Annotated in this window: 20 protein-coding genes; 9 read left to right on the top strand and 11 right to left on the bottom strand. The window is 30.5% G+C overall.

All coding sequences use genetic code 11. The features are described 5' to 3' along the window. Positions 1-4 precede the first annotated feature (4 nt). The 6 genes from IPK06_12310 to IPK06_12335 form a co-directional block, all read right to left on the bottom strand. Positions 5-1,135 (bottom strand): glycerate kinase, encoded by a 1,131-nt coding sequence (locus IPK06_12310; protein MBK7980754.1) that lies wholly within the window; start codon positions 1,133-1,135, stop codon positions 5-7. Between the two features lie 67 nt (positions 1,136-1,202). After that, positions 1,203-1,730: a hypothetical protein gene (locus IPK06_12315; protein ID MBK7980755.1), complete on the bottom strand. Its 528-nt coding sequence runs from the start codon at positions 1,728-1,730 to the stop codon at positions 1,203-1,205. Positions 1,731-1,808: 78 nt separating this feature from the next. Continuing rightward, the gene (locus IPK06_12320; protein ID MBK7980756.1) at positions 1,809-2,237 is read right to left on the bottom strand and encodes a hypothetical protein; all 429 of its coding nucleotides are present in this window, start codon (positions 2,235-2,237) and stop codon (positions 1,809-1,811) included. A gap of 112 nt (positions 2,238-2,349) precedes the next feature. Continuing rightward, a complete protein-coding gene (gene serC / locus IPK06_12325; GenBank protein ID MBK7980757.1) occupies positions 2,350-3,435 on the bottom strand; it encodes a 3-phosphoserine/phosphohydroxythreonine transaminase in 1,086 nt (361 codons plus the stop codon). Between the two features lie 141 nt (positions 3,436-3,576). Next, positions 3,577-4,812: a DUF1015 domain-containing protein gene (locus IPK06_12330; GenBank protein ID MBK7980758.1), complete on the bottom strand. Its 1,236-nt coding sequence runs from the start codon at positions 4,810-4,812 to the stop codon at positions 3,577-3,579. A gap of 83 nt (positions 4,813-4,895) precedes the next feature. Continuing rightward, positions 4,896-6,764 (bottom strand): TlpA family protein disulfide reductase, encoded by a 1,869-nt coding sequence (locus IPK06_12335; GenBank protein MBK7980759.1) that lies wholly within the window; start codon positions 6,762-6,764, stop codon positions 4,896-4,898. A gap of 121 nt (positions 6,765-6,885) precedes the next feature. Between IPK06_12335 and IPK06_12340 the strand changes: the two genes are divergently transcribed. Then, positions 6,886-7,278 (top strand): DUF2203 domain-containing protein, encoded by a 393-nt coding sequence (locus IPK06_12340; protein ID MBK7980760.1) that lies wholly within the window; start codon positions 6,886-6,888, stop codon positions 7,276-7,278. A 21-nt stretch (positions 7,279-7,299) separates the two neighbouring features. Continuing rightward, a complete protein-coding gene (locus IPK06_12345) occupies positions 7,300-7,653 on the top strand; it encodes a hypothetical protein (protein MBK7980761.1) in 354 nt (117 codons plus the stop codon). 256 nt (positions 7,654-7,909) lie between these two features. On the opposite strand, the gene IPK06_12350 is transcribed toward IPK06_12345, so the two are convergent. The 4 genes from IPK06_12350 to IPK06_12365 form a co-directional block, all read right to left on the bottom strand. Continuing rightward, positions 7,910-8,338 carry an OsmC family protein gene (locus IPK06_12350; protein ID MBK7980762.1) on the bottom strand — a complete coding sequence of 143 codons (429 nt, stop codon included), beginning with the start codon at positions 8,336-8,338 and terminating at the stop codon, positions 7,910-7,912. A gap of 119 nt (positions 8,339-8,457) precedes the next feature. After that, positions 8,458-8,793, bottom strand: a complete 336-nt coding sequence (locus tag IPK06_12355; protein ID MBK7980763.1) for a thioredoxin family protein — start codon at positions 8,791-8,793, stop codon at positions 8,458-8,460. Positions 8,794-8,868: 75 nt separating this feature from the next. Then, positions 8,869-9,252 carry a LysM peptidoglycan-binding domain-containing protein gene (locus IPK06_12360; GenBank protein MBK7980764.1) on the bottom strand — a complete coding sequence of 128 codons (384 nt, stop codon included), beginning with the start codon at positions 9,250-9,252 and terminating at the stop codon, positions 8,869-8,871. A 48-nt stretch (positions 9,253-9,300) separates the two neighbouring features. After that, positions 9,301-10,158: an NmrA family NAD(P)-binding protein gene (locus IPK06_12365; GenBank protein ID MBK7980765.1), complete on the bottom strand. Its 858-nt coding sequence runs from the start codon at positions 10,156-10,158 to the stop codon at positions 9,301-9,303. Between the two features lie 222 nt (positions 10,159-10,380). On the opposite strand from IPK06_12365, the gene IPK06_12370 reads away from it, so the two are divergent. Further along, positions 10,381-10,878 (top strand): DUF456 domain-containing protein, encoded by a 498-nt coding sequence (locus tag IPK06_12370; GenBank protein MBK7980766.1) that lies wholly within the window; start codon positions 10,381-10,383, stop codon positions 10,876-10,878. 9 nt (positions 10,879-10,887) lie between these two features. Next, complete coding sequence (locus IPK06_12375; protein ID MBK7980767.1) at positions 10,888-11,790, top strand: cobalamin-binding protein; 903 nt, start codon at positions 10,888-10,890, stop codon at positions 11,788-11,790. 114 nt (positions 11,791-11,904) lie between these two features. On the opposite strand, the gene IPK06_12380 is transcribed toward IPK06_12375, so the two are convergent. Next, positions 11,905-12,213, bottom strand: a complete 309-nt coding sequence (locus tag IPK06_12380) for a hypothetical protein (protein ID MBK7980768.1) — start codon at positions 12,211-12,213, stop codon at positions 11,905-11,907. Between the two features lie 135 nt (positions 12,214-12,348). Between IPK06_12380 and IPK06_12385 the strand changes: the two genes are divergently transcribed. The 5 genes from IPK06_12385 to wecB are packed head-to-tail and all read left to right on the top strand — an operon-like array spanning position 12,349 to position 18,183. Next, positions 12,349-13,473, top strand: coding sequence for a glycosyltransferase family 2 protein (locus tag IPK06_12385; protein MBK7980769.1), 1,125 nt, complete (start codon positions 12,349-12,351; stop codon positions 13,471-13,473). A 29-nt stretch (positions 13,474-13,502) separates the two neighbouring features. Then, entirely contained in the window at positions 13,503-14,546 is a 1,044-nt protein-coding gene (locus IPK06_12390; protein ID MBK7980770.1) for an NAD-dependent epimerase/dehydratase family protein, read from the top strand. A gap of 27 nt (positions 14,547-14,573) precedes the next feature. After that, entirely contained in the window at positions 14,574-15,842 is a 1,269-nt protein-coding gene (locus IPK06_12395) for a glycosyltransferase (protein ID MBK7980771.1), read from the top strand. Beyond that, a complete protein-coding gene (locus IPK06_12400; GenBank protein MBK7980772.1) occupies positions 15,839-17,131 on the top strand; it encodes a glycosyltransferase family 4 protein in 1,293 nt (430 codons plus the stop codon). Before IPK06_12395 ends, IPK06_12400 begins: the two co-directional genes overlap by 4 nt. Next, positions 17,128-18,183 (top strand): UDP-N-acetylglucosamine 2-epimerase (non-hydrolyzing), encoded by a 1,056-nt coding sequence (gene wecB / locus IPK06_12405; protein MBK7980773.1) that lies wholly within the window; start codon positions 17,128-17,130, stop codon positions 18,181-18,183. The genes IPK06_12400 and wecB overlap by 4 nt, the downstream gene beginning before the upstream one ends. The last annotated feature ends 18 nt before the right edge of the window (positions 18,184-18,201 follow it).

Below are 18,201 nucleotides of genomic sequence, written 5' to 3' on the forward strand. Positions count from 1 at the left end.
AAGATTATTCATCTTTTAACTTTTTGGAATTTTTTGCAATTGATTGAGCCCTTTCAATTAAGTAAATATTTGCATTTTTCATCGACTCTTCTTTTGTGATTTTTTTACTTTTAATTGGAATTACAAACTCCAAATTCAATTTTTCAAATTCCTTTTTTGTCAAATTTGTATCTCCGCAAATAACACCAACCGGAGTATTAAATTTATTGCATTTATCAACCACACCTTTAACAATTTTTCCTTTTAAAGTCTGGCTGTCAAAAAATCCTTCGCCGGTTATAACAAGATCCGCTTTCGAAATTTTTTTATCTAATTCCAATAATTTTAAAATAGTTTCCGTTCCGCTTACAATTTTCGCGTTACAAAACGCAAACAAACCTGCCGCAATTCCTCCTGCGGCTCCTCCGCCTTTTAATTTGGATATATCTTTATTGAATTCATTTTTAATAACTTTTGAAATATTTTTTAGTCCTTTATCCAATTGATTTATATCTGTTTCATTAGCTCCCTTTTGTTTTGCGTAAACGTGTGCCGCGCCATTTTTTCCAAACAAAACATTCTCTACATCAGTCAGAACAATAAATTTAATTTTACTTAGTAATTTATTTTTTGTGAATTCGATTTTGTTAATATTAATTAAATTCTCGCCGATCGGTTTTAAAACATTTCCTTTTTTATCCTTAAAAATATATCCAAGCGCTGAAGCAATACCAATACCACAATCATTTGTCGCGCTTCCACCGATAAAAAGATATATCCTTTTTGAACCTTTAGAAATCGCGTCCAGAATAACTTCTCCGGTTCCAAATGAACTTGTAAACATTGGATTGCGATCTTTAAAATTTAATAATTGCAAACCGGAAGCCATAGCTAATTCTATAAACGCGGAATTTTTATAAATTCCATAATAAGTTTTAATTGGTTTAAATATTGGATTTGCGGATGTGACATAAATTTTTCGGAAAGGAATTTTATTTTCCAAAGCTGATAATGAACCTTCCCCTCCGTCAGCTAACGGAATCTTTTCTATTTTAATTTTTTTTGAAAAAATCCCAATTCCTTTCTCAATCCCTTCACAAACTTCTTTTGCGGACAGAGAATCTTTAAATTTATCAGGCGCTATTAGTATTTTCATTATATGTCTACCAACAAAGTTAAGATCATACGGTATAAAATAATGAAAACTAATTCTTTAATAAATTTTACTTAATCTCTTTTGTCTTAAAAAACCAGTTGGTAATTCCTTTAACCGTTTTGTCTACAAATTTTTCTTCTTTCATTTTATTTTGTTCGGCTGAATGTAAACTTTCATATCCGACTGCCACATAGTAAGTTGCTTTATCAAAAAAATTATTCAGTTGCTGGTAAAATCCCAAACATTGATGCAGTTCCAAACTCGAGTGAATAATTCCATTACTTATAATGTAACGCCAGAGAACAACCCTTGCTAAAATTAGCGCATAAATTACTTCACTATTCTTAAGATTTTCCGCGGCTCTTTGCCGTCCAAGATCAATGAAGAATTCAGCGGTATATGCATCGGTCGGATCTGCGTTCAAAACCCATTCGCCTAATCTTCTGTAAACATTATGGACTCTTGTTTTTAAAGTATCATCATCCACTTTTTTATAGCCAAGTGTGGCGGGATTGGATTTTACTTCTTTAATCCATTCCTTGGTTATTACTTCTGCGTGATCTTCAACTAATCTGATAAACTTTTCGTATAACATTTTGCACCTCCATTTTTTGAGAAGTACAACATCAATACGAAAACCTTCAGTAATGATGGCTGGTTTTCTTTGCGATAATTAATTTTCTAACGTAAACGGAATTAAAATTGATTTGGTCTGTTTTGAAATTTCATCACTTACATTAAAAACTAAATTATATTCTCCTGAAGTAAAAGTAGAATCCAATTCAATTTGTGCCTCTAATTGCAAATCCATTATATCTTTTTTTTCATTCATTAAAATACTTTTATCGAATATTCCTTTTATCGTATCATTTGCCGGTGTTATTAAATCTACTTTGTAAAATAAATTAATGCCGGGTTTATCATCGGCATCAAATTGTGAAAAACCTTTTGCGTTTACTGTTGCATTTACTTCCCAAGAATTATCAACATCAAAAGCAAAAGCTTCCGGACTAAATAATTCTAAATTAGGCTTGGGCTTGCTTGAACAAGCCCAAACATATATTAAAATAAATAATGAGAAAATAATTTTAACATTCTTCATAATTTTTTTCACAAATTATTAAGAGAATAAATTAGATTATTTGTCATTTCAGCAGCGTAAATCTATTCTGCATTACAAATTTACATTTTGCCAAAGTAACTTTTTAAATATCTTAATTATTTTTCTTAAAATCTTCCATAAATTCAACTAAATCCGCTACACCCTTTTTAGGGAATGCGTTGTAAATTGAAGCTCTTAAACCTCCAACAGATCGATGACCTTTCAATCCGGAAAAACCTTTAGCGGTTGCTTCGGCAATAATTTTCTTTTCCAAATCTTCATTTGGTAATCTGAAAGTAACATTCATTAATGAACGATCTTCTTTAACAGCGGTACCTTTATAATATCCGTCGCTTTCATCCATATAATTATAGAGAATATCGGCTTTTTCCACATTCATTTTATACATTGTTTCAAGTCCGCCAAGATTTAAAATCCATTTAAATACTAATCCCATAATATAAACGCCGAACGTAGCAGGAGTATTGTACATTGATTCATTTTCAACGTGAATTTTATAGTTCATATAAGTATGCAGACTGTCACTGCTTCTTTCAAGCAAATCATTTCTAATTATTACAAGTGTAACTCCGGATGGTCCCATATTTTTTTGAGCGCCGGCATATATTAATCCAAATTTGTTTATGTCAAAATAATTATGCAGCATGTCCGACGACATATCGCAAACCAACGGAACATTTCCTGTTTCGGGTATGTATTTGAATTCAGTACCAAATATTGTATTGTTTGAAGTATAATGCGCATAAGCCGCATCTGGATTGAGTTTTAATTCATTTTGCTTTGGAATTCTATTGAAATTTTCTGTTTCTGTTGAAGCGGCAATTGAAACTTCACCTTCACGTTTTGCTTCTTTTGCGGCTTTTTTTGCCCAAGCGCCAGTTAGTATATAATCCGCTTTTTTAATTGGAGGCATTAAATTTAAAGGAACCATAGAAAATTGCAATGTAGCGCCGCCTTGTAAAAATAAAATCGAATAATTATCTCCAATATTCAATAATTTTCTAAGATCTGATTCCGCCGTTTTGAAAATGTTATCATAAGCTTTGGAGCGGTGACTCATTTCCATTACAGACATACCCAAATTTTTATAGTTCACCAAATCTGCCTGAGCTTCCAATAATACTTCCTCCGGCAAAACTGCCGGTCCGGCGCTAAAATTATAAATTCTTTCACTCATTTTAATTTTCCTTATTGAATTTTTGAATTGTTAAGTACAATATATTTTCTACCAATTAAATTTTATCAAATATAATTTCTCAATATTTGTATTTTACTTAGATACACAAAAACAATATAAAATTAAATACAAATTTACTGTTTAAATAATATGTACAACCAAACCATCACGCAGTTTAGGCTCAAACCAAGTCGATTTAGGAGGCATAATTTCTCCGGCATCCGAAATATTTATCAGATCATTTATTGAAACGGGATACATGGAAAATGCCGCTTTAGCTTTTCCGCTTTTAACCAATTTTTCTAATTCAGATGTTCCTCTAATACCACCAATAAAATCAATTGTTGTATCGGTTCTAATATCTTCAATGCCCAAAACAGGTTTAAGCAGATAATTTTCCAAAATACTTACGTCTAAATTTCCTCCGAAATTATCAGCTTTCTTAACATTTTCATTAGGTTTAAGTAAATACCATTTGTCGGAAATATATAAACAAATATTTTTCACATTTTTTGGTGAAGCTGAATCAGAACTTTCGACTGTAAAATTATTTTTTATTTTATCTAAAAATTGTTCATTCGACATTCCCTTTAAATCAAAAATAACTCTGTTATAAGGCAAAATCTTTAATTGTTCCGCCGGAAATAAAACCGCCATAAAGAAATTATATTCTTCCTTACCGTTATGATTTGGATTACTTTCTTTTTTTACAGCTCTTGCTCTGGCAGCGCTCGCTGCTCTATGATGTCCATCGGCAATGTATAAAAATTTGGTTTTGGCAATTTCATCAATTATTTCTGAATTATATTCTTTGGGAAGAATCCAAATTTTATGAATAATCCCATCATTGGTAGTAAAATTATAAATAGGCTCTACTTCATCCATTGTTTTTTCAATAATCTTATTTACTTTATCTATTCCTTTATACGTTAAAAAAACCGCGCCGGTTTGAGCATCTGTAGTTATAATATGATTTGTTCTATCGTCTTCTTTAGCTTTTCTGGTCTTTTCATGCTTCTTGATAATATCATTTTCATAATCATCAACTGAAAAAGTTGCCGCAATTCCAACTTGCTTTTGTTCGCCCATTGTTAAATGATATATATAAAATCTTTCTTCATTATCTTGAACTAAATATTTTTCCTTAACAAATTTTTGAAAATTATCTCTTGCCTTTTCATAAACGGATTTATCATAAGAATTCGTGTTTTCCGCAAGCTCTATTTCCGATCTTGTAACTCGTAAAAAATTATATGGATTTTCTGCCGCAAGATTTGCCGATTCTTCTCTATTAACAACATCATAAGGTACGCTTGCTACAAGATGAGCAAGTTTTTCCGCAGGACGAAATGCTTTAAAAGGTTTAATAACCGCCATTATTTTAAACTCTCCTAAATAATTATTTTTTTAATTATAAGTTAATAAATTACGACATTAAAGGATATCTAAGTCGAAAATAATTATTGAACCAATGTGATCATCTGATCAAGTTCAGCTAAAATTTCGTCTTCTGTTCCTTCCAATCCAACGCTTTTAAATCTAATATTTCCATTTTTATCAATAATGAATTTAGTAGGAATTCCTTCAACTCCATAGCTATCTATAACTTCATTTTTATCGTCAAGTAAAACATGAAACGGATACTTATTTTTAGCAATAAAATCCGTCGCGTTTTTTAATTTGTCGTCTACTCTTTCCCAAGTGTTAACGAATAAAAATTTAACATTTCTTTCTTTGCCAAATTTATTAACCGCCTTTTCCATAATTGGAAATGATTGCAAACATGGTCCGCACCAAGTTGCCCAAAAATCTACAATTACTGTTTGTCCTTTAAAATCTGCCAAACTTACCGGGTTTCCTTTAAGATCCTTTAAGGTGAATTTTGGAGCAGGTTTATTCATAATAGAGCTTTTTAATTTTTCCTTCATATTTTCATTTGCACTTGCATTAATTTCACCAAGATATTTATCTAAATTATCTTTAGTTCCGCCGGTTTTAATAAAAGCTTCTTTCAAAATTTCTTTCATTTTATTAGTACTTTTTCCCGCAGAAATAAATTGCTCGGCTTTCTGTTTAACCTTTTCAAAATCACCTAATTTAAATAATGCCGAAATATAGCTTTCATTAATTTCTGACATATCAGATTCGGTTATTTGAACAGCTTCTTCAAATGATTTAACCGCCGCATTATTATTGCCCAACTCACTTTGAATATTTCCGTAAGTATCCAATATCATTGCCAAAGAATTCTTTTTAGAAGTTTTCCATTCACTTTCATCAACGTAAGGCGGTTTTTTACCGGTTGGATTTTCAACTTCTTTTCTCGCTAGTTCGATTCCTTTTTCGGAATATTTTAACGCGTCTTTAAGATTTTTTTTGGTTTCAAACAATCTCCAAGCAATACCATTGTATATGTTTGAATTCGTCATATTTGTATAATCAGACAACATCTTTTCGGCATTTGATATTTTATTTTCTTTTACTTGCTGACTAACGATACTCGAAAGCATATATTGAAGTAAATCGCTATCCTTATCAATTTTAACATATTCATTAAATACATTTAACTTTTTTTCAATGGTTAACATATTTCTGAATTTTGTATAATATTTAGATTTAACCAAATTTGATTGAGGATATTCTTTTTCAATTAGTTCAACATATTTTAATGATTTTACATGATCGCCCAAGTTCTTTGTCCAATTTGCCAAAAACTCCAATTCGTTTTGAGATAAATTATCTTTTTCTTCAATTAGCTCAATTTCGGCAGAAGCCGCACTGTCGATTTTGTTCTTAGGAAAAGAACTCACATAACCATTAAGAAAATCACCTTTCAATTCAGGATGTTTGGCGAATTCTTCCTTGAAATATTTATTTGCCAATTCACTGTCTTTTTTCAAACTTATTGCACTTGCCCAACGTTGGTATATGTTACCTAAGCCGGCTTTAAATCCAACAAGTTCATTTTTATCTTTGTCATAAATCGGAATTACATAACCAAGCTGATCATTATCATCAAAAATTTCACCGGATTTAAATTTTGCGATCAATCCTTTTGTTTCATTATCAATTTTAAATTTCCCTGTCCAAGTGTTTTTATCTTTAGTTAAAACTACTTTGCTTGTGTTTAAAAGTTCAACTCCAAAAGAATAAACTAACATTTCCATTTCCGAAACATTTTTTAAATTTTCTTTATCGGGAATAAAATTTATTGTAATTTCATTTCCAGTTTCAGGTTTTTCGGGAACAACTGAAAACTTTTGCTGTTTATCTTGCGAGCAAGCAAAAACAATAATTATAAGTAATATTAATGCGATTAGTTTTTTCATAAATCCTCGATTTACATTTTATAATTCAATTAGTATTACAAAAATACCATTTTCTATTTAATTTTATTGCCTTGCTAATATGAAAGATTTATAACTAATTTTTATAAAAAAGAATAATGAAATGTTTGATCAAGACGTAAAATATTTTACCCCTCAAGAAGCAAATAGAACTTTGCCTTTGGTAAGAAAAATAGTTAAGGATATTTTAGATCACAGTTTCGAATTAAAAACAATTTCGGATTCTGTTGACGGAGATATAAAAAATAATCAAGAAGCACAAAATTTAATTTATGCTATTAACGGATTTATGGAAGAATTGGAAGAAATAGGATGTTTTTATAAAGATTGGAATTTTAATGTTGGCTTGGTTGATTTTCCTGCAGTTGTAAATAATGAAGAAGTTTACTTATGTTGGAAAAGTGATGAAGAAAAAATTATTTATTACCACGGAATTAATGATGGCTACAAAGGAAGGAAATTAATTCCCGAACAATATTTTAAAAATCCTTATTAAAACATTTTTGTAATTATTTCTATGTTGAGTAAAAATAAGTCGAAACTTGAAAACATATCTCATTTTATTACCGGTTTTATTGCTCTTTTAACGGCGTTCGATAATTATGGATTACAAAATCCTTCCTATATTATTTTTGCTGTTCTCGGCTTAATTGTTATTTCTTTAACCATTTTCAAAAATAAACTTTCCGAGAAAATTCCATGGATTGACAGTACCTTTATTTTTATAGATGGAATTATTTCACTGATTATTGCCGTTGATTATTTTTTACACGGCAAAAAAGCTTTGCCGTTTACTATCTTATTCGCGGGAATAATGCAGATTTCGGTCGGTTTTTATAAACTTAAGAAAAAATTAGCTGTAGAGAAATAAAAGTTACGCCGCAAAATTAGAATTGGATTAATTTATTTTAAGTTAAAAATTTTTATTTTCAGCAAATTCTTTTCAAGTTCTTCAATAAAAACATTGAGTGCTCAAGAATCTCATAAACGTCTATCGATCTTTCTAAAGTATCTTGATTTTTCATTCCGCGTTATCATTTTAAAACAATAAATAATTTTAAGGTTCAAATAATGATAAAAATAGTATTTGGCAAATTGAAAGCAATATACTTAAATATCATGAGATTTTATTTTTCTTCTTTAATTGTATATGAATGCGTAATTTCGACAGATTTTTGAAGCATTGCGGTAACGCTGCAATATGTCGTTTGCGATAATTCAATCGCGCGTTGAACATCCGTTTCTTTAATATCTTTTCCTGTAATTACAAATTCCAAGTGAATTTTTGTAAATACTTTTGGATGCGATTCTGCGGATTCCGCGGAAATTTGTATTTCAAAATCGGCTAATTTTATTCTTTTCTTCTCTAAAATGGAAATCACATCTGCGGCTGTACAACCTGCAAGACCAATTAAAATAAGTTCTTTCGGTCTTGTACCTGCATTGTTACCGCCAAAATTTTCGGGACCGTCCATCGCAATCCAATGATTTGAATCAGCTTTGCCAACCATTGAAATCCCTTGTATTTGTTTAACTACCGCTTTGTGCTGTGCCATTTTTTCTCCGATTTTTAACAGGTATGATGAAAATTTTTAATTAGGGTTTCTTAAAAGTGAGTGAAAATTTTTAAAAACTGCTTAAGGCGAAAAATATTTTTGAAAGTAATTATTTATACTCACCATAAACCAAAATACAATGAATAGGGTCTTTCTAATTCATCACTAAACTCCAATAAACTTATGTTTCTTGATTTTCTTAGAAACTCTTTCCCGTCAATGAAAACCAAAATTGTTGGTACCGCAAATATTCTGTTTTGCGCCGCAACTTCTTTCATTGTTTCGCAATCAACATAAGCCATTTTTATTTTGGGGAATTTTTCATTTAAAAGCTCTTGAACTTTTGGTTTTAAAACTTTACAAACATTGCATTGAGGAGTACTGAAGTAAAACAAAGCGGCTCTGTTGGATTCAATGAATTCATCATATTCGATTTGCGATTTAATATCTGTCATACTCTACATTTTATTAATTAAAAAAACCGCAGCTTAAATGCCGCGGTTATAAAATATAAAATATTTTCAACAAAATTAACTAACAAAAGGTATTTTTAATTCTTGACCAACCTTAATTAAATCGGGATTTTTTAACTGATCTTTATTAACATTAAAGATTTCCATATATTTTTTTGCGTCGTCAAAATATTCTTTTGCCATTTTGCTTAAAGAATCGCCGCTTACAACTTTGTGAATATGATAATAATCTTTTGCTTCAACTTTAATATCAGCTTTCATATCTGAAGCCGCCTGTCCGCCAATTTCTTTAATTTTATCCCAGATTTTATTTTTTTCATATTGTGTATGAACCGTTCCAGCTATTTTTAAACTTCCTGCGGCTTCTTCAACTTTTGCATCTTTCATATTAAATTTATTGCAAAGATCTAGTACCGGACCATATTTCATAGTTAGTGCCATATTACCTCCTTTAATTTTTTAATTATAATTTTGGATAAGATAAAGTTTTTATTTCCAAATTTCAATATAATCATTAATAAATTGTTGAAATTTTATCGGTTCTCTATTTAATATTTTTTGTAAATCATTTGTGATAAAATCAATTTTCCCATCTTTTATATGTTCACATAATTGTAAAGTTCCAGCAATTGTTTCTTTTGTCCAATTTGCGTTTTGAAGTAATTTTTCGAACACTCTTTCAGGAATATCTTTATAATCAATTTTTTTATTTAAAGCTTCAGAAAATAAAAAGGAAACAACATGAAAATTTATTGATTGACTTCCGGTAAGTTTGAAAGTTGAATTTTTCAGCTTTTCATCGAGTAGAGAACAAACAGCTACATCGGCAACATCTCTCATATCAACAAAACTAACTTTGGCGTTTGAGGCGGGAATTGCTATTTCCTCTTCCGAAACAATAAAATCCTTAAACAAATACATAAAATTCTGCATATAAACATTGGGATGAATGAAGACGTGCGGAATTTTACTTTTTTTAATGTGATTCTCAATTTCCTTTAAAGGCTTATCTAATTTACTTTCTATACTTATTGCGGAAATATTTACAATCAGTTCAATTCCATTTTCAATTGCGGAATTAATCGCGTTTATAACTTTTTCTTGAATTCCATAATAAGAAGGCGGTGAAACCAGCAGTAATTTTTTTATGTTTTTAAAGGTTAGACTAAATGTTTCAGAATCAAAATAATCAAATTTTACAAATTGAGTATTTCTTAAATTCATTTTTTCCGCTTTATTCGGATCTCTTACGGCAACCCTGACAAATTGATTTTTATCAATGAGTTTTTTTGCTATTTCTAAACCCATTGTTCCGCTTGAACCAATTATTAAAATTTCTTCTTTCATACTTCCTCCAAGTTCTGAATATTTTAAAATCGACAAACTTAATTTTAAGACTTAAAATGTGGATGTAAATTGTGAGAATGCAGAATAGTCTTTATTTGTTCAGTAATATAACTAAGTTTAAGTTAAAATCAAGAAATTTTACTTAGTATTGATTAAGCTTTTCTAAAAATTAAATGTTCAATTTTCATATCTTACAGCACAATAATTTTGAAATATATCTAAATGGAATCGTTTTTTTTCCTTGCAGTAATATTAGGCATAATGTTAATTTTATTGGCATTTGCCGGATGCATAATTCCCGGTTTACCGGGACCTCCATTGGCATATCTGGCATTACTGCTTTTGAAATTTGCCGAAGCTTCAACTTTCAGCGCTTCATTTTTGGTGATTGTCGCTTTTTTGAATATCGCTGTTTATTTTTTAGATTATTTACTTCCTTTTATGGGAGCAAAAAGTTTTAAAGCTTCTAAAAAAGGCATTGTTTTTTCAATAATTGGTATGCTTATCGGAATGTTTTTCTTTCCTCCGTTTGGAATGATGCTAGGATTGCTGTTAGGAGCAATTCTAGGAGAATTGCTCGCCGGAAAAGTAAAATCTGAAGCTGTAAAGATTGGCTTAGTTACTTTTGCATTTAGTATTCTTGGCATTTTAATTAAAATTATTTTAACCGCGGTTATGGCTTTTTATTTTACCAAAGCTGTTTTAGAAAATTTGGCGTGAGAAGAATTTATGATAATAAAATTTTACGTAAAACAATCAATATTATTTCTATTATTTTTTGTTTTGTTAAGTTGTAATGAAAATCCCGAAACAAATGTAAATAAGTCCTTTATTTTGGACGATTTAGGCAAAACATTTGAGCCGAAATCAAAAATTGAAAGAATTGTTTCTTTGGCTCCAAATTTAACGGAATTATTGTTTACGTTAAAGGTCGGGAATAAAATTGTCGGAAATACAAAATACTGCAATTATCCTGATTCAGCAAAAAGTATTGAAAAAGTAGGCGATTTGCTGACTGTTGATGCTGAAAAAATTGTAACATTAAAACCTGATATAATATTTATTACTGTAGAGGGAAATTCTAAGTTTGATTACGATAAATTAAAACAGCTTGGCTTCAATGTTTTTGTTTCTAATCCCAAAAATTTTAAGGGAATAAAAAAAACATTAAAGGATATGAGTAAAATATTAGATCGGGAAAAATACGCGGATTCTTTGATAGAAAATTGGGATTTAAGAATTGCGAAAGTCAAAGAAACTCACAAAGTAATTGTTGCCGAAACCGCTCTTTTTTTAGTATCAACAAATCCAATATTTACAGTTGGGAAAAATTCATTTATAAATGAAATTATTACTTTTGCCGGATTAAAAAATATTGCCGCAGATAAAGATATAAATTACCCTTTGCTTAACCGTGAGGAAATTTTAAAAAGAGACCCCGACTATATTATTCTTTATGAAACTAACACTAATAAATTTGATGAATTGCTGAAAGTTTATCCGGAATGGAATACCTTAAAAGCTGTAGTAAATAAAAGAATATTTTTTATAAATGCAGATTTATATTCTCGTCCCGGACCTCGGTTTGTGGATGCGGTGGAAAATTTAAATAAAATGATCTTAAAAAACTGAAAGATGACATTTTTTGGAATGATGGCAACTTTTTATTTTCGGAATCGATTGATTAATTGATAGAATTTTAGAGATTTTATCTTTATATCATTTTTGTTTATAAAATTAAATTTTTCATTTCGGTTCCCAAGCGGAACCTTCACATGGAATTTCATCTTCTGTGGGATGTTCATCCAACTTTAAACATAAAACGGCCGTTTCATCAAAATATTTGCAGCTTGAACATAAAGTATTGGTTATAACATTTGCGTTATTTTCGCTAAATATATTGAATTGGATAACCGCGGGATGAATAATTACCGCGTAAACGGAAATTGAAACGATTGCCCACCAAAATTTATATTCAATATAATCCAAAAACAGCCAAAGTAAAGGAATTAATATCGCGGTCCTTATTATTCCCCAATAAATTATTGCGCCCATTTTGCTTTAAATGTTATAATCTTGTTAAATTGATTTTAGAGATATATTAAGTTAATTTTAATATTCTATTTTTGCAATTGAAACAAGAAGTTAAAGAATTTTTAATTTGAGGTATTTTTGAGTAACGAAGAAAATATTGGTAATTCGGAATCATCAAATTCAGCTTCCGCAAATGTTAATTCATCGAAAAACAGAACTTCCGAAAAAACCGGCGATGCTGAAAAAAAACAAGTTCAAGAAAAGAGACCAAAACGCAATTTTCAGCCAAGAAAATATTACTATAACCGAAATAGACCGACTGAGAAAAAAAGTGCAGTTTCAGTTGTTTCAAAATTTCAAAAAATTTCTGTGCTGATTCCGCTTTTCAATGAAGAAGAATCATTAACGACATTGACAAGAGAAATTGTTGAACAGTTTGAAAAGATTTCTACTAATTATGAAATTTTTTTTGTTGATGACGGTAGTACTGATAACTCCTTAAATGTAATTAAAAACCTAGCGAAATCTAATAATAGAATTAAGTACATAAGTTTTAGAAAAAATTACGGAAAATCCGCCGCGTTAAATATTGGTTTTCAAAATGTAACAGGCGACGCAATAATAACTATGGACGCGGACCTTCAGGATGATCCAAACGAAATACCAAATTTAATTTCCGAATTGGAAAAAGGTTACGATTTGGTTTCAGGCTGGAAACGTAAACGGCATGATCCTTTTATAAAAAAATATTCTTCGCGCTTTTTCAATTATGTAACAAAAGTAATGACCGGTATTAAAATCCATGATTTCAATTGCGGATTAAAAGCTTATAGAAAAGAAGTAGTAAAAGATGTTGATGTTCACGGAGAATTACACAGATATATTCCGGTATTGGCTGATTGGAAAGGCTATAAAGTTGGTGAAATTCCAGTTAAACATCATCCAAGAAAATATGGAAAGACCAAGTTCGGAGTTTCTAGGTTTTTCAAAGGATTTATTGATTTGGTTACAGTTATTTTTACAACCAGATATATTAGAAGACCGCTTCATTTTTTTGGCTTACTGGGTTTGATTTCTTTTCTTATTGGATTTTTAATTGACGGATATTTGACGATTTTGTGGTTTTTACATAGAGTTAATTTAAGCAACAGACCAATTTTATATTTAGGCACGCTTTTAATTATTGTAGGTGTTCAGTTTTTCTCGCTTGGATTAATTGGAGAAATGCTCGTTCATAATAACAATAAAGAAAATGATTACGGCGTTAAAGAAAAAAAATAATTTTCAAAATTTTTAATAATTAGGTAAAAATGAAATATCATTTAATTTCCGGTGCATGCGGATTTGTAGGGAAAAATTTTATTAAGCATTTTTTGAAAAATTCAAACGATACAATAATTGCGGTTGATGATTTATCAATCGGCACACATCCATCGACTTGGCTTGAAGATAAAACATCAAAAAAAATAAATGATGCGGAAATATTCGGCAGTGATGAAAGAATAATTTTCTTTAAAAAAGATTTTAGAGTTTTTCTTAAATCTATCTTGGAAAATCCAAATATTTTTAAGGAAAACTACAATTTAAATTTCACAAAATTTAATGATGTATTTCACTTTGCCGCAATAGTTGGAGGAAGAGCGAAAATTGACGGTGATCCTCTTGCGGTTGCTTTAGATCTAGCAATTGACGCGGAATTTTTTCATTGGGTTACAAAAGCAAAACCCGAGAGAGTTCTTTATCCCAGTTCAAGCGCGGCTTATCCAAATTCTTTGCAGAAAGAAGAAACCGCAGTTGCATTAAAAGAAACGGATGTAAATGTTAACGGAGATATTTTGGGCAAACCGGATATGACTTACGGCTGGACGAAAATGACCGGCGAATATTTAGCTCATTTAGCCGCAAAACATTATGGAATTTCGGTTGTATGTATTCGTCCGTTTTCCGGTTACGGCGAAGATCAAGATTTATCATATCCCGTTCCGGCAATTGCAGCGCGCGCCGCAAGAAAAGAAAATCCTTTTGAAGTTTGGGGAAGCGGAATGCAAGGCAGAGATTTTGTTCACATTGACGATGTTGTGGAATGCACGCTTTTGGCAATGGATAAAATTCATAATGGCTCAGCAATTAATATCGGCTCCGGAAAACTTACCACATTTATAGATTTAATAAATATTTTTGCAAAATTTGCAGGATATGTTCCAACGATAAAACCGCTTTTGGATAAACCGGTTGGCGTTCATTCCCGATATTGCAACATGGATTATGTAAAAGAAAGACTCGGTTGGGAACCAAAAATTTCTTTGGAAGAAGGAATGAAAAGAGTTTATAATAAAGCTCTTGAGCAAGTTTAGTTAAATGTCTATTTGGAAATTTTCCCAATGAAAAAAATAGTCGTTTTTGGTCCGGGTCCAAAATTCAAGGGCGGAATCGCAAATTATACTTTATCACTCGCAAAAGCATTCGCGGAAATTGAAAATATAGAAGTAACTATTTTTTCTTGGACTCAGCAATATCCTTTTTTTATTCCCAGAGATTTTATTGATAAAAGTTCTAAAAAAAATCCTCTTGATGGAACTAAAATTTCTGAAATTTATCTTACTAATTACAATAATCCATTCTCGTGGAACGATACTGTTGATGAGTTATTAAAAATAAATCCGGATATAATAATAATTCAATGGGCAATCGCAATTCAAGGTTTGCCGCTTGGTTATATTGTAAATAAAATAAAGAAAAATTTTTCCGGCGAAATAATTTTTGATCTTCACGTTGTAGCGCAGAAAGAACCAAGCGCAATTGATAAATTTTTAATTAAATACGGATTAAAAAATTCCGATTCATACATTGTTCATTCTTACAAAACTTTTGATGAATTAAAATCTGTATTTCCTCAAACAAAATTTTACATTGATGAAACCGGAATGCGTGCGGCAGATAAAAGTAAAAGTGTTATAAAACTTTATCATCCTATTTATGATATGTTTAAGCCAAATCCGGATTTTGATATTGAAAAAACTAAAGCCGAATTAAATCTTAAGAAATACGTTTTTTTATTTTTTGGATTTATTAGAGAATATAAAGGTTTGCACAATGTAATTAAGGCTTTCGCGAAACTTCAGAATGTAAGAGATGATGTTTCGCTTTTAATTGTAGGCGAATCTTTTTGGAATACTTTAGCTTCAAATAAATTTTCTACAAAAATAAAAAACGCGATTTTTGATTCGGCAAAAAAAATTGTTCTGCGAAAATCAAAAAATGAAAGAGATTATCAACCGCTGAATTTAATTAAAGAATTGGGAATTGAAAAAAATGTTACGGTAGTAAATGAATATGTACCGAATGACGAAGTTCATAAATATTTTCAAGTGAGTGACTGCAATTTGCTGTTCTACTTAAACGCAACGCCATCTGGAGTTGAATCAATTTCATATAATTTTAAATTGCCGTCGCTTGCTACAAAAGTAGGACATTTCCCCGAAACAATTAAAGACGGATTTAACGGTTATTTAGCTGAACCGGAAAATATTGAATCGATGTTTGAAGTGATGAAAAAATTCATTGCAAATCCAATTCCAAGGGAAAACGTCGCAATTTCAGCTAAAGATTTCAGCTGGAATAATTACGCGAAAGCAATTTTGAATAAATGAAAAAAGTCTTAATAATTACATATTATTGGCCTCCGGCGGGAGGTGCGGGAGTTCAAAGAGTTTTAAAATTTGCAAAATACTTGCCTCAATATGGATGGAAACCGATAATACTTACTGTAGAAAATCCCGATTGCCCGGTAATGGATGAAACTTTGTTGAAAGATATTCCACCGGAATGTAAAGTTTATAAAACCAAAGCAATTGAACCATTTGAACTTTATAAAACTCTTACCCGAAAAGATAAAAATTTCAAAATTCCGAGCGATGTTATTACAAAAAGTACAAATCTTAGTTTGACCGAAAAAATTTCTAAATGGATACGAATCAATGTTTTTATTCCCGACGCGAAAATCGGGTGGAAATATTTTGCCGTTAAAGAAGGATTAAAAGTTATTCGTAAGGAAAAAGTCGATTTAATTTTTTCAACTTCACCGCCGCACACTGTTCAGTTAATCGCAAAAAAATTAGCAAAGTTCACAAAGCTCAAATGGGTGGCTGATTTCCGTGATCCATGGATGGAAATTGTACATTATCAAAATTTAAAGAGAAATTTTTTAACAAAAATAGTTGATAGGAACTTAGAAAAAAAAGTCCTGCTAAACGCCGATTCATTAATTACGATAAGTGATGATATTGTTGATTTGTTTAAATCAAAAATCGGCAACAAAAAGTATTTTGTAATTCCAAACGGTTTTGATGAAAGTGATTTTCATTCAAATGAAAGAGAAAAAAATGATATTTTCACAATTGCTTATACCGGAGTAATTACAAAAACCAGAGTTCCGTATGTATTTTTATCATCAATGAAAAAATTTATACATGATGAAAAAATTGAAAATTTTCGGTTTGTTGTTGCAGGTAAAACTTGCGCAGAATTTGTTAATGAAGTAAAAAAATTAAATCTAGAAAATTATGTTAAGGAAAAAGGATTTCTTCCGCATAGTGAATCCACAAGTATTTTACAGAACTCGGATGTACTTCTTTTAATTATTGACGACGTTCCTAACAATAAAGGCTTTTTAACAGGAAAAATTTTCGAGTATTTGGGCGCGAAAAAACCGATTTTTGCCATTGGTCCGGTTTATGGAAACGCGAATGAAATAATAAAAAAATCTGACTGCGGAAAAATGTTAGATTACAAAGATGAAGAAGGAGCTTATAATCTATTCAAAGAAATGTACAATAATTGGTTAAATAATACTTTTAATTATAAATTTGACGTTGAAGAATATTCAAGAAAAAATCTTACCAAAAAATTATCTCAAATATTTGATGAAGAAATTAAATGAAAATTATTGAAATTATCGGCGCGCGACCTCAATTTGTAAAAGCCGCGGTTGTAAGCAAACAATTAAGAAAAATACCGGAAATTAAAGACTTAATTTTACACACCGGACAGCATTACGATGAAAATATGTCAAAGGTCTTTTTTGACGAACTTAAAATACCGCTTCCCGATTATAACTTAAATGTTGGATCAGGTAATCATGGAAAACAAACCGCGCTTATGCTTGAAGGAATTGAGAAAATTCTAATTGAAGAAAAACCGGATTGGGTTTTGGTTTACGGCGATACGAATTCAACAATTGCGGGTTCTTTAGCCGCAAGCAAACTGCATATTAAAGTCGCGCATGTAGAAGCTGGCCTTAGGAGTTTTAATAGATTAATGCCTGAAGAAATTAATAGAATTACGACTGATCACATTTCCGATATTTTATTTGCCCCGACACAAAACGCGATTCACCTTTTGGAAAAAGAAGGACTAAAAGAAAGATCATATTTTTCGGGTGATGTAATGTTCGATTCGGTTTTATTTTATCAAAAATTAGCTGAAGAAAAATTCAGCCTAAATCAAATTACAGAATTAAACGAATTTTATTTGGCAACTATTCATCGTCAAGAAAATACAGATGACCCGATAAGATTGCAAAATATATTTACAGCATTTTCAAATTTAGATTTACCGGTTTTACTTCCGCTGCATCCGCGGACTCAAAAGTTTCTGCCTAACATTAAATTTTCTGATAACGTAAAAATTATAGATCCAATCAGCTATTTGGAAATGTTAACCCTTTTAAAATATTGCAAAAAAGTATTGACGGATAGCGGTGGTTTGCAAAAAGAAGCTTATTTTTTGCAAAAGCAATGCATAACTTTACGGGATGAAACGGAATGGATTGAAACTTTAGAAAATAATTGGAATTTTATTGCCGGTACCGATGCTCAGAAAATTTCAAATTCAATAAATACTTTACCAACTTCCAAGCAAAATAATTATTTCGGCGATGGAACCGCTGGAGAAAAGATCGCGCAATATTTATTAAAAGTTACACAAAAATAAGTTTTATATTGTTATCTC

Source organism: Ignavibacteriota bacterium (assembly GCA_016713565.1).
GTDB lineage: Bacteria > Bacteroidota > Ignavibacteria > Ignavibacteriales > Melioribacteraceae.

Coding starts and splice junctions, on each gene's coding strand:
- IPK06_12400 (MBK7980772.1), top strand. CDS start 15,839: ATGAAAAAAGTCTTAATAATTACATATTATTGGCCTCCGGCGGGAGGT.
- IPK06_12340 (MBK7980760.1), top strand. CDS start 6,886: ATGTTTGATCAAGACGTAAAATATTTTACCCCTCAAGAAGCAAATAGA.
- IPK06_12380 (MBK7980768.1), bottom strand. CDS start 12,213: ATGGGCGCAATAATTTATTGGGGAATAATAAGGACCGCGATATTAATT.
- IPK06_12375 (MBK7980767.1), top strand. CDS start 10,888: ATGATAATAAAATTTTACGTAAAACAATCAATATTATTTCTATTATTT.
- IPK06_12330 (MBK7980758.1), bottom strand. CDS start 4,812: ATGGCGGTTATTAAACCTTTTAAAGCATTTCGTCCTGCGGAAAAACTT.
- IPK06_12370 (MBK7980766.1), top strand. CDS start 10,381: ATGGAATCGTTTTTTTTCCTTGCAGTAATATTAGGCATAATGTTAATT.
- IPK06_12335 (MBK7980759.1), bottom strand. CDS start 6,764: ATGAAAAAACTAATCGCATTAATATTACTTATAATTATTGTTTTTGCT.
- serC (MBK7980757.1), bottom strand. CDS start 3,435: ATGAGTGAAAGAATTTATAATTTTAGCGCCGGACCGGCAGTTTTGCCG.
- IPK06_12360 (MBK7980764.1), bottom strand. CDS start 9,252: ATGGCACTAACTATGAAATATGGTCCGGTACTAGATCTTTGCAATAAA.
- IPK06_12310 (MBK7980754.1), bottom strand. CDS start 1,135: ATGAAAATACTAATAGCGCCTGATAAATTTAAAGATTCTCTGTCCGCA.
- IPK06_12315 (MBK7980755.1), bottom strand. CDS start 1,730: ATGTTATACGAAAAGTTTATCAGATTAGTTGAAGATCACGCAGAAGTA.
- IPK06_12365 (MBK7980765.1), bottom strand. CDS start 10,158: ATGAAAGAAGAAATTTTAATAATTGGTTCAAGCGGAACAATGGGTTTA.
- IPK06_12395 (MBK7980771.1), top strand. CDS start 14,574: ATGAAAAAAATAGTCGTTTTTGGTCCGGGTCCAAAATTCAAGGGCGGA.
- IPK06_12320 (MBK7980756.1), bottom strand. CDS start 2,237: ATGAAGAATGTTAAAATTATTTTCTCATTATTTATTTTAATATATGTT.
- IPK06_12350 (MBK7980762.1), bottom strand. CDS start 8,338: ATGGCACAGCACAAAGCGGTAGTTAAACAAATACAAGGGATTTCAATG.
- wecB (MBK7980773.1), top strand. CDS start 17,128: ATGAAAATTATTGAAATTATCGGCGCGCGACCTCAATTTGTAAAAGCC.
- IPK06_12355 (MBK7980763.1), bottom strand. CDS start 8,793: ATGACAGATATTAAATCGCAAATCGAATATGATGAATTCATTGAATCC.
- IPK06_12345 (MBK7980761.1), top strand. CDS start 7,300: ATGTTGAGTAAAAATAAGTCGAAACTTGAAAACATATCTCATTTTATT.
- IPK06_12390 (MBK7980770.1), top strand. CDS start 13,503: ATGAAATATCATTTAATTTCCGGTGCATGCGGATTTGTAGGGAAAAAT.